This window comes from Elusimicrobiota bacterium, assembly GCA_040757695.1.
In the GTDB taxonomy this organism is placed as follows: Bacteria; Elusimicrobiota; UBA8919; order UBA8919; family UBA8919; genus JBFLWK01.
This window is the reverse complement of record JBFLWK010000077.1, coordinates 1-10139: the sequence shown is the minus strand read 5'-3', so window position 1 is coordinate 10139 and position 10139 is coordinate 1. Positions and strand designations below refer to the sequence as shown.

The 10139-nt window shown below is 37.0% G+C and carries 13 protein-coding genes; 4 read left to right on the top strand and 9 right to left on the bottom strand.

Annotated elements, in window-relative coordinates; translation table 11 throughout:
- Positions 1-37: 37 nt before the first annotated feature.
- From AB1349_11000 to AB1349_10965, 8 genes are all read right to left on the bottom strand, one after another.
- Positions 38-424 carry a hypothetical protein gene (locus AB1349_11000; GenBank protein MEW6557863.1) on the bottom strand — a complete coding sequence of 129 codons (387 nt, stop codon included), beginning with the start codon at positions 422-424 and terminating at the stop codon, positions 38-40.
- Positions 425-571: 147 nt separating this feature from the next.
- On the bottom strand, positions 572-2014 hold the full coding sequence (lysS, locus tag AB1349_10995) for a lysine--tRNA ligase (GenBank protein ID MEW6557862.1): 1443 nt from the start codon (positions 2012-2014) through the stop codon (positions 572-574).
- The gene (locus AB1349_10990) at positions 2007-2375 is read right to left on the bottom strand and encodes a response regulator (GenBank protein MEW6557861.1); all 369 of its coding nucleotides are present in this window, start codon (positions 2373-2375) and stop codon (positions 2007-2009) included. Before AB1349_10990 ends, lysS begins: the two co-directional genes overlap by 8 nt.
- A 629-nt stretch (positions 2376-3004) precedes the next feature.
- A complete protein-coding gene (locus tag AB1349_10985) occupies positions 3005-3445 on the bottom strand; it encodes a prepilin-type N-terminal cleavage/methylation domain-containing protein (GenBank protein MEW6557860.1) in 441 nt (146 codons plus the stop codon).
- A 230-nt stretch (positions 3446-3675) separates the two neighbouring features.
- Entirely contained in the window at positions 3676-5052 is a 1377-nt protein-coding gene (locus AB1349_10980; GenBank protein ID MEW6557859.1) for a TIGR00366 family protein, read from the bottom strand.
- Positions 5053-5059: 7 nt separating this feature from the next.
- Complete coding sequence (locus AB1349_10975; protein ID MEW6557858.1) at positions 5060-5428, bottom strand: type II secretion system protein; 369 nt, start codon at positions 5426-5428, stop codon at positions 5060-5062.
- A gap of 241 nt (positions 5429-5669) precedes the next feature.
- Positions 5670-7181, bottom strand: a complete 1512-nt coding sequence (locus AB1349_10970; GenBank protein ID MEW6557857.1) for a hypothetical protein — start codon at positions 7179-7181, stop codon at positions 5670-5672.
- Positions 7182-7262: 81 nt separating this feature from the next.
- Positions 7263-8045: a FlgD immunoglobulin-like domain containing protein gene (locus tag AB1349_10965; GenBank protein MEW6557856.1), complete on the bottom strand. Its 783-nt coding sequence runs from the start codon at positions 8043-8045 to the stop codon at positions 7263-7265.
- Positions 8046-8102: 57 nt separating this feature from the next.
- Here AB1349_10965 and AB1349_10960 point away from each other — a divergent pair, with 57 nt between their 5' ends.
- The 4 genes from AB1349_10960 to AB1349_10945 all read left to right on the top strand — a co-directional run bounded on the left by AB1349_10960 (position 8103) and on the right by AB1349_10945 (position 9571).
- The gene (locus AB1349_10960; GenBank protein ID MEW6557855.1) at positions 8103-8288 is read left to right on the top strand and encodes a hypothetical protein; all 186 of its coding nucleotides are present in this window, start codon (positions 8103-8105) and stop codon (positions 8286-8288) included.
- Positions 8285-8698 (top strand): type II toxin-antitoxin system VapC family toxin, encoded by a 414-nt coding sequence (locus AB1349_10955; GenBank protein MEW6557854.1) that lies wholly within the window; start codon positions 8285-8287, stop codon positions 8696-8698. Before AB1349_10960 ends, AB1349_10955 begins: the two co-directional genes overlap by 4 nt.
- A 439-nt stretch (positions 8699-9137) precedes the next feature.
- Positions 9138-9353, top strand: a complete 216-nt coding sequence (locus AB1349_10950; protein MEW6557853.1) for a type II toxin-antitoxin system HicB family antitoxin — start codon at positions 9138-9140, stop codon at positions 9351-9353.
- Complete coding sequence (locus tag AB1349_10945) at positions 9350-9571, top strand: type II toxin-antitoxin system HicA family toxin (protein MEW6557852.1); 222 nt, start codon at positions 9350-9352, stop codon at positions 9569-9571. The genes AB1349_10950 and AB1349_10945 overlap by 4 nt, the downstream gene beginning before the upstream one ends.
- Before the next feature lie 36 nt (positions 9572-9607).
- On the opposite strand, the gene AB1349_10940 is transcribed toward AB1349_10945, so the two are convergent.
- Positions 9608-9922: a tail fiber domain-containing protein gene (locus AB1349_10940; protein ID MEW6557851.1), complete on the bottom strand. Its 315-nt coding sequence runs from the start codon at positions 9920-9922 to the stop codon at positions 9608-9610.
- Positions 9923-10139 lie beyond the last annotated feature (217 nt).

The following is a 10139-nucleotide window of genomic DNA, read 5'->3' as shown; positions in this document are numbered from 1 at the left end:
TTTCAAAATTCAAAGAGCGATTTTAAAGGTCAAACCTTTAATTTGAGTGAATTTGCAAATATATTTTATAGTGGCTCCGACGAGCTATCTCAAAAAAATAGTGTTTATAGCCGTTTTTCAGGTCGACTGTTACCTTATTTTCCTTGCTAACTGCTTTTAATCCGCTGCGTAAAAAATGATACAGCGTCCACTCTTGAATTGTGCCAGCAATAGAACTATAATTTATATTATTGTTTTTGCAAAATTTGAAAAATGTTTCTCGGGGACTATAGAAAAGCGACAGAAATTTATCTGCATCATAATTATTAACAAGCAAATATAATTTCCAATACTTGTAAAATACACCACTGATAATTTTGTGATATTCTTCTAAATTTTTCATCAATGCATTTTTAACAACCATTGGGTTTTCCTTTTTTATCATCGGAGCAAGTAATATCGCTCAAAAAAATTGGACGCTTAACTTTTTTCACATAGCAGATAACGCTGTGAAACCGGCAGTTATTTTTTACGCGCCGATTGACCAGTTAACTTACAATATACTGCTTTTTGTTGTTGAGGCCGTTGCCTATTACTTAATCGGTTTTAACAGCGGGAACAGGATGACATCTTTTATGGATTCTTGCTGCGTCAGAAGAATTACGAGACGGTCAATGCCTATTCCGAGCCCGCCGGTCGGTGGCATGCCGTATTCAAGTGCTTTTATGTAATCTTCGTCGTAAAATTCTGCTTCTTCGTCGCCTTTTTCTCGTTCTTTAAGTTGTTCTTCAAATCTTTTTTTCTGTTCTACAGGGTCATTTAATTCTGAATATGCATTTGCAAGTTCTTCAGTTGCAATAAACAGTTCAAATCTTTCGGCAATTTCTGGTCTTTCGGATTTTGATTTTGCCAGTGGACACAAGAATTTAGGCCAGTCAACAACGAATGTTGGTTGTATAAGTTTCGGCTTTACCAGTTTATCAAACAGGTGGTCAAATATTTTTCGTACAGGCATTTTTTGATAATTCTCAACTTGGAATTCCTGTCCTAATTTTTTTAATTTATCTTCTGAAAAAATATCTGCAAAATTGAGTCCTGCTTCTGTGAATGCCGTCTCCAGAGATAGCCGATTCCAGTCACCAAAAAGATTTATCTCTTTTTCAGCAACTAAAACTTTTGAGATACCGATTTCTTTTGCTGTTTCCTGAATAATATTTTTGCATAAAGCCATCATATCGTTATAGTCGGAATATGCCTGATAGATTTCTAAAATCGTAAATTCCGGATTATGTCTTGTAGAGATACCTTCATTTCTAAAAGTTCTACCTAATTCGTAAATGCGCTCAAGTCCGCCGACGACCAATCGTTTCAGATAAAGTTCAGGTGCAACTCTTAAATACAAATCAATATCAAGTGCGTTATGGTGTGTGGTGAATGGTTTAGCAGCCGCACCCCCGGGAATTGATTGCATCATCGGTGTTTCAACTTCAACGAACCCGTTTTTATCAAGATAATTTCTGATTGACGAAATAATTTTAGCCCGTTTGTTGAAAATTCCTGCAACATCATCATTTACGATTAAATCCAGATATCTCTGACGGTATCTGGTTTCTATATCTTTAAGTCCGTGCCATTTTTCAGGCAGGCCTCTTAATGCTTTTGACAGAAGTTGAAATTTTTCTACCTTTATAGTTATCTCGCCTGTTTTGGTTTTAAATACTGTGCCGTTTACACCGATAAAATCGCCTATATCAAAAAGTTCAAACAGTTTGTAATTATCAGTCCCGACAATATCCTGTTTGATATAGAGTTGTATTTTTGCTGTGGCATCTTTTATTGTCACAAAAGTTGCTTTTCCCATTTTTCTGATTGTCAAAATGCGGCCGCTGATGGCGACATTGCCAGCGGGCATTTCATTAAGAATTTTTTTAGCTGTAGTCGTGGTTAAGAATTTAGTCGGATAAGGATCTATATTACAATTTTTTAATCTTTTTAATTTTTCTAATCGTTGAATTAAAAGTTCATCTTCAGCCATTCAGTGCCTCTTTTACTTTGTCTCTTAGTATTTTCGGATCAAATGGTTTTTCCATATAGGCAACAATATTTTTCTCAAATTGGAACAAATCCTGCATCCCACTTTTAGCAGTCAGCACGATTATCCGAATATTTGCTGTTGTTTCGTCTGCCTGGAGTTGTCTGTAGACACTGTATCCATCAATTTTAGGAATCATCAAATCCAGCAATATCAAATCAGGTTTGTTAGAAGTTGCTAAACTGATTGCTTCTTCACCATCTGATGCAGAAATAGTTGTATAGCCGTCTTTTTCAAATAAGAATTTTAACAAGTCAGCGACTGCCGGTTCATCTTCAACGATAAGTATGATTTTAGCAGGCATAATTACCTCCCAATCCTAACATTAAAGTATAACATATTTTCACGATTTGTCAAGCACTTTTTTTGTAAACGCAGATTACCGCAGATAAAAGAAACGCAGATGACACAAAGTGTCATTCCCAAATGGTTCTATTGGGAATCCATTAAAGGCGTAGATTCCCGACATGGGCATTCGGGAATGACAAATCAGCGGTAATCAGTGATTCTAATTTTTCCTAAAATGGCAATAAAAAAATCCTCACTTGTTTAAGTGCGGATTTTTAATCTGTTATTTATCTTATTTTTTCAATACAAGATAGTCAGGGGCTAACGCCCCCGAACCCCCTTTTTAATTAAACCACGAATGAACACTATTTTTTACGAATATGCGTTAATTCGTGTCTATTCGTGGTTAACTTTTTGAAATTCCGATACTGCAAGATAGTCCAAACAAGCATGTCCTGGCGACAGGCCAGGATTCAGGACTCCAGAACTGAAATTGTACGACACTTCAGTGTCGGTTCTGATTCAGTTTTAACCGCCACTGTAGACGGCAATTAATTGCCGTCTACAGTGGCTAAGTTTCGTAAATAAAAATTTTTTCTAAGTTTTAGTGTTTCGGTGGTTTCATAAAACTTTTGGCACTGCTTACTAATTTCGCGGTAGCACAGCGGTATTGATATTTATACGCTGGTTATTCTTTTCTAAATTAAGCGAGATTGTGATACAGGAGTTGCTTGAAAAATTCAGATCTGTAACATTTTCTGTAAGTACTTTTAATTGACCGTTTCTGCTCATTATTAACTGCTGACCGTTTCTGTAAAACGAATAACTTTCAGCAGTTAAGTTCCTATCCATATCTGCTAGAAAACTGATACTGCTCGGTGTGAGTACGAATGTAGATTTTCGGCCGTTTTTGATTATCCGTACCATTTCTTCCATTGCTATATTTGCATTCCGTTCTATATCTATACCTGACGAACCCGCTGACCACATTTTGAACCCGGCAAGCAAAATTTTTGTTCCGACAAATGCGATAATACTGATAATTGCGATACTAATAAGTAGTTCAATCAGTGTTATTCCTTTCATTTCATCTTAAAGGATACCGCACAGATTGCTTGCTGTCTGATAATGGTAGTTGCACGCTGTTGAAAAAGGGTAGATGGTAACGAAGTTCGTATCGTGCTAAAAGGTTACGGTAACGGATAGAAGCCAAAAAGACGAAACCGCTAAACGATACGGGCATTGTAACCATAACCTTTTCATTACTCCAATTCTGTTTCCTAACAGTCCTTCTTTGAAGTTGATGCAACATTTTTTTATATAAATCCTAATAAAAGAAAAACACCGGATGTAATAAAAAAATAGACAATAAATACAACTAAAAGCCAGCCCATAATCTCTTTGAATTCAAGTTTCGCAACTGCAAGCATTGCTATTGCCCAGAAGGGTTGTATCATATCTGTAAGCATATCTCCCCAGGCATATGTTATTACTGTCTTCCATAAATCCACCCCGAGTCGTTCAGAAGCAGGAATAAGATACGGTGCTGTTACTGCCCATTCAGAACCACCTGATGGGATGAGATAATTCAAAAGTCCAGCATACCAGTAGGTTATAAGAAGGAATGTTTTTGAAGATGTTAAAGTAACAAAAAGCGTAGTAAAAAAAGTTGCCAGTTGAGTAAACTTAAAAAGCCCGAATATACCTGCATAAAAAGGAAACTGAATTATTACACCCCAGACGGTTTTACCGGCTTCTTCACATGCTTTCAGAAAACTCCAAGGTCTAAAATGCAGTATCAAGCCGAGCATCAAAAAAATGAAATTAACTAAATTTAATGTCAAGCCACCTTTCTCGTAAATAAAATACTTCAGTAGCCATATAACACCAACAAACGCAAAAATTAGATTGAATCCCGGCCACCAGTTCATCCATTCAGATGGTGTAAGTTTCCTACCTGTCGGCTTTGCAGGTGGTTCGTAAAGTTTGAGTTCATTCAGTTGTTCTTGGGTAATTCTGAATGTTTTTTCTTCTTCTGGATGCATCCCTGCCATCAATAACGAAATTAGAACAATAATCAATAAAGTAAGAATTAGATTAAAAGCTGAAAATATGGTCTGAGATGTTGGAATAAGGTTTTTAAGTATTCCTGATTTTATTAAAAAATTGTCAGGTGTAGCAACAATAAGTGTTGCAGAGCCAGAGAGCCCTGAATGCCAGGTACAACCAAGCCCGAGATACGCGGCTGCAACAAGTAATCGGTAATCAACTTTTGGATTTCTTCGTGCTAAAAATAAAACAAACATCGCACTACCAATTAAACTCAATCCCCAGTTAAGCCATGCAACTATCATTGAAAAAAGTGACATTAAAAGTATTGTCTGGTATGGTTTTTCAGGATTCGGTATTGATGACAGTTTATCCATAATTTTTCGTACAGGCGCTGAAACCGCAAGAATATAGCCTGTAACCATTATTAAACACATCTGCATTGCAAACTCTAAGAGAAACCAGAAGCCATCACCCCATGCTTTTACAGCACCTATAAAATCTGTTTGACCAAATAAAATCGCTAATACAAAAGTTATACCACTGAGAATAATCACAATAACAAACGCATCAGGAATGTATCTCTCAGTAAATTCAGTAAACCTTTCACCAACTTTCCTTAGAATTTTAAGTATTTTTTCCATTTTTATCCTAATAGTTTGCCTTTAATGTTACCGATTTGACACCCGCGATAGAGACCCGTATTTTTTTTAAGTTAGTTGCTGTACCTACTTCGGTATTGTTGGTATCCACATAAAATACATCTACTCGTCTGGTAGTTGGTTTACCTTGCAGCATAACGGTATCTGAAAGTGCTGATGGATTCCCTGTAGAAATCGCTATGAAACTGATTGCTTTAATTTCTTCTATTCGCTGACGACACAAATTAACTGCTAATGTTTTCTGTTCTGTTTTTACGCTACCTTTACCGAAAACTGGATAAAATGAAACCACACCAACAAGACCGATAGATATAACAACGATTGCTACAAGTAGTTCAATTAGCGTAAAGCCTTTCATCGTATATTCTTATTTTGTCGGATAAATCCGACCGCGACAAGAATTGCGACACAACCACTCGGGTTCCTTCGCCTACGGCTCAGGATGACCCTTCGGGTCACTTTGCCCTGAAATAAATTCAGGGCTCAGACAATTGTCAAACAACCATTAAACTGTTAGTAGTATTATAACAAAATTTTATAAAAATAGCAATAAAAAAATATAGCTAGGTTTATTTCTGTGAGATAATGAAAAGGCTTGTCTATTCTGTTTTGTTGAACAGTCGGGAGAGTAGTGTTTTGACGCAATCTTCAGCGGGCTCTGGAGCAAGCGTTACGAGTGTCTCACGGTCGGTATAAATAATTTTGCCTGACTCTATTTCTGTTATCTGAACTGTTACGAGATACTTATCACCAAGTTTACCGAAATCGCCAGTTAGAATATAATTCATATTCAGTAGTTTACCTATCTGAACTATGCATTCTGAGGTTGTGCAGCCTGTTTGCTGAAAACCTTGCTCTGCAAGTATTCTGTCCATATTGTTTCTATCAAGTAGATTGAACTGCTCATTTTTGAGTATCTCTTTCCTGAAAAATGTACTTAAAAAAACCGCATCTGAAGTTGCAACTGGCGAGATTGCGCGTAAATCTACTACTGCAAAGTTTATTTTACCGGTATCATCTCGTTTGAATACCAGTTTGGTTTCTTTTTCTTTTACTGATACTGTCTTGAATAATACCGATAATGAAACTCTGTGTGAAAAGCCGAAGTTAGAATTCAACACTGCATAATCCAGTTGAAAATGTTTATATAAGATTCCAAACCCGCCTGCAAGATTGCCTTTATCATAACCCAACCTCAATTTCAAGTATTTGCTTAAATTAGCTTCTGCACCGAGATGGAATTCATTTGTTTTTCTCTTGGTAACGATATCCACGCTACCTGATAATAATTCATCAAACAATTTTACGCCAAGACCTGTTCTGATATTTAATTTTGCTTTATCGGTTGTATATTCTCGTTTGAGTTCATAGCCTAACAGGTTCTGTGCACAAACTCCAGCAGATATTTTCGGCTTATTGAAGATATTACACAGCACACCGATATCCGCATCAATACCGGTTGAGTTTATATCATCAAAATTTTTATTTATGATTTTCAATGTTCCGCCGAGAGCTAATTTTTTTGATGCCGTTATCCCACAAGAAACCGACCCGGCATTATTGATATCTTTTATTTCACCGTCCAGTATGTAATTGTTTTCATCACGCAGTTGTATCGCCGGGGAAACCATATTGATAATTCCCACACCGATACCGAGCATCTGATGTGGTTTTGTTACAAATAAAATATTGTCAAATCTTGTGCCTTCAAACAACTGGTTATGCGTTAATGTTAGATATGAATGTCTTGTTTCTTTGATTTCGGTTGGTTTTATTTCTTTTTCTGTGAGATTGATGAATCCTGCAGGGTTGTAGTATATCAGTGCGGCATCGTCTGAAATACCGGTGAATGCTCTGCCTAACCCGTAAGTTCTTGCAGAACCACCAAGTTCTAAAAAATATGCTGGTGTGCCACCCGTGCCTTTAGTGATTGTTGCAGAATAGAGGCTGGGGATAAGGTGATAAGGTGATAAGGTGATAAGGATAAAACAGGTGATATGATGATATGATGATATGATGATATATAAAAATCGTATAACCGTATCAGCGTATAACCGTATAACCGTTTTTATTCTTTTTCGTATCAACTTATCATCGTATAATCTTATCATCTGTGTATCACTTCCGTGTCAGTTCCGCGTTCCTGTTCCGCGTCTGTTTTGCGTTTAAGTTCCGCGTCAGTTTCGCGTTCCTTACTTCACACCTATCTTCCATATTACTTTCTTGTTTTTACTCTCTATCTTGCATAGATATACACCTGCAGTAACATAATCACCTAACGAGTTCCTGCCATCCCATGCTACTTCGTTTGCCTGACCGGCTTTGCCACCTTCTTCACTCGCTTTTATATCCCAACTTATCACAACATTACCGGCTAAATCTATCACTGTAATTTTTACATTTGCGTCCTCTTTCAATGTATATCTGATTTTAGCATTCTTTCCACTACCGCAATAAAACGGGTTCGGATAACTTGATACTGCGGATATCTGTTCAGTCGGCTCTGCAAAATACACAACTTTGAACTTGCCAACTTTGTCGGTTGTTACTGTGATTTTGATATTCTCATCATACACCATCTTCGGTATTACTGCTGAATATGTAGAGATAGTGATATATGTATCACTATTCACAGCACCTGCAGGGATACTAATAACAGTTCCATCATTCGCAATGTATGTATTATCAGTATTTGATTTCACAGCAGACGAAACCGAACCCACAAATGGATTAATAAACCCGGTTTGGATAGTATAATTTGTAGAACCCACCTGACCTACTGGTGAAGACGAGACTGCATCCTGCGCCATTATGTAATCGGCACTTAAGTGCCGACTACCACCAAGGTTCACCGTCTGCCAGTTTATCATATTTTCAGAATAAAGGCAAGTAATAAAGTAACAAAATAATAAAGTAATAAGTATGGTTAACCCCTTGACAAAATCTTTCATTTTTGTTATACTTTTTTGTAACATAAATAAACACTGATAAAGATACTGATACACACAGATAAAAAACCTGGAGGTGATACTATGCCACAGATAAAAGAAAAAAGAAATTCAATTACAGAAATTATTGAATCCCAAATTAAAGACAGGGACTTAATTACAAGAGCAGGTAAAATCATCGATAATTTGAGAACCCGATTTGGCAAATGTGAAAAAGGATTTAATTCTACTGAACTTCTCCGAAAAATCCGCGAGGCACAAGTTAAATGATTTATGTGCTTGACACTTCTGTAATTCTCAAATGGTTTTTTGAAGAAGATGGAACTCAAGAAGCTATTTTTCTTAAAAACCAATTTGAAACTGGCAAGATTGATATTGTTGAGCCCGACCTTTTGATTTATGAATTGGCAAATGTTTTGAGATACAATAATAGGTTTCCTGAAACCGCAATAAAAACTGCTGTTAAATCCCTCTATGATTTGCGGATTAAATTTCTCACACCGACTATTTCTATAATGGAAAACGCTATTCATCTGGCTTTGAAAACTAACCTCTCTGTCTACGATTGTGTATATACTTCCTTGTCTATGAAATTGTCTGCACCACTTATAACTGCTGATAAAAAATTATATCTGAATACAAAATCACATTTATCCGTAAAGATTCTTTCTGAATTTTAATCCTTAGAAGTGGTCTTATCCACCCGATAAACCAGAACCGTTCCTGATTTTACTTTTGTATTAAATTTGCCACTTGACTTGGCTGTCATTGCGAGCATTAGTGTGGCAATCTCTTAATCCCCGCCCCTATTATTTTCCTCCGTCCCCATTTTCAGTCCCCATTTTTATGGAGTCCCCACTTTGGAGTCCCCACTTCAGTGGAGGACAAAGTCGCCGACTAAAGCCTGCCCCGTAATGCTGTAATACGGGGTCGGGTCTACGGATAACTTTCCCCCGTAACTATTCACTGAACCGTGTAGTCATTCCCGAATGCATCTATCGGGGATCCATCGTCGCTAAAAGATTCCTTGTTCCCCACTCCCCGTTTCCCATACAAATTTTTCTTGACAAATCTTTTATTTTTCATTATAATTATATCGGAGGTGATACTATGCTCATTATGAATTACAAAGTTTTCTTTATAAAAGGTGAAGATGGCTACATCGTCGCCGAATGTCCTGCAATCCCCGGCTGTGTATCTCAAGGTAAAACGCTTCAAGAAGCAAAGAAAAACATCAAGGAAGCGATTGAACTTTGTCTTGAGTGCTACAAACAAGATAAAAAGAGTATTCCAAAAGATACCACCGCTGTAGTCCGAATTGCTGTCGCTGTATGATTGAAAAACTTCCGCTTTTATCCGGTAACGAAATTGTAAAAGCACTTCAAAGGACAGGATATTATATCCGGAGACAAAAGGGAAGCCATATACGACTTTATCACGCCGAGCGTTTACCAGTAACTGTGCCGAATCATAAAGAAGTTGACCGCAGAACATTAAAATCAATCCTCCAAACTGCAAATTTAACTCCTGAAGAATTCAAGGAACTCCTTTAACCTAAATTTATCTTGACTTGGCTGTCATTGCGAGCATTAGCGTGGCAATCTCGCCTTTAATTCTTCTATTTCTTTTTGCTGTCTGTCATTTTCCGCTTTTAATTCTTTTATTGCTTCAACTAATACCGGTGTTAATTTTTCATATGAAATGCCTTTATAACCATTGTTGTCGGTTGTAACTATCTCTGGAATGACTTTTTCCGTATCCTGCGCAATTAGACCTATCTGCTTGTCATCAGTGAATTTCAAATCGGGGAATTCTTTTGTCTTCCAGTAATAATTTACTCCTTGTAGATTCATAATTCTATTAAGCGAACCTTTTAATGGTGTTATATCCTTTTTCCATCGTATATCAGAGCCAGACCAAGCACCTGATGTGCACCAAGCAGTTCCTGCAACTGTTAAAGTATATCCAGGTGTTGTCGTCCCGATGCCGACGTTGCCTGATGTACTTATGTATACTTTATTCTGACCAAGTGTATTATAATTTATTTAAATGTCGCCGAATACCCCGCAGCTTGCTGCGGGGATGAAGGCGACCGACAAATTTTGCCAAATTTTGTATAAT

Coding starts and splice junctions, on each gene's coding strand:
- AB1349_11000 (MEW6557863.1), bottom strand. CDS start 424: ATGATAAAAAAGGAAAACCCAATGGTTGTTAAAAATGCATTGATGAAA.
- lysS (MEW6557862.1), bottom strand. CDS start 2,014: ATGGCTGAAGATGAACTTTTAATTCAACGATTAGAAAAATTAAAAAGA.
- AB1349_10990 (MEW6557861.1), bottom strand. CDS start 2,375: ATGCCTGCTAAAATCATACTTATCGTTGAAGATGAACCGGCAGTCGCT.
- AB1349_10985 (MEW6557860.1), bottom strand. CDS start 3,445: ATGAAAGGAATAACACTGATTGAACTACTTATTAGTATCGCAATTATC.
- AB1349_10980 (MEW6557859.1), bottom strand. CDS start 5,052: ATGGAAAAAATACTTAAAATTCTAAGGAAAGTTGGTGAAAGGTTTACT.
- AB1349_10975 (MEW6557858.1), bottom strand. CDS start 5,428: ATGAAAGGCTTTACGCTAATTGAACTACTTGTAGCAATCGTTGTTATA.
- AB1349_10970 (MEW6557857.1), bottom strand. CDS start 7,181: ATGATAAGATTATACGATGATAAGTTGATACGAAAAAGAATAAAAACG.
- AB1349_10965 (MEW6557856.1), bottom strand. CDS start 8,045: ATGTTACAAAAAAGTATAACAAAAATGAAAGATTTTGTCAAGGGGTTA.
- AB1349_10960 (MEW6557855.1), top strand. CDS start 8,103: ATGCCACAGATAAAAGAAAAAAGAAATTCAATTACAGAAATTATTGAA.
- AB1349_10955 (MEW6557854.1), top strand. CDS start 8,285: ATGATTTATGTGCTTGACACTTCTGTAATTCTCAAATGGTTTTTTGAA.
- AB1349_10950 (MEW6557853.1), top strand. CDS start 9,138: ATGAATTACAAAGTTTTCTTTATAAAAGGTGAAGATGGCTACATCGTC.
- AB1349_10945 (MEW6557852.1), top strand. CDS start 9,350: ATGATTGAAAAACTTCCGCTTTTATCCGGTAACGAAATTGTAAAAGCA.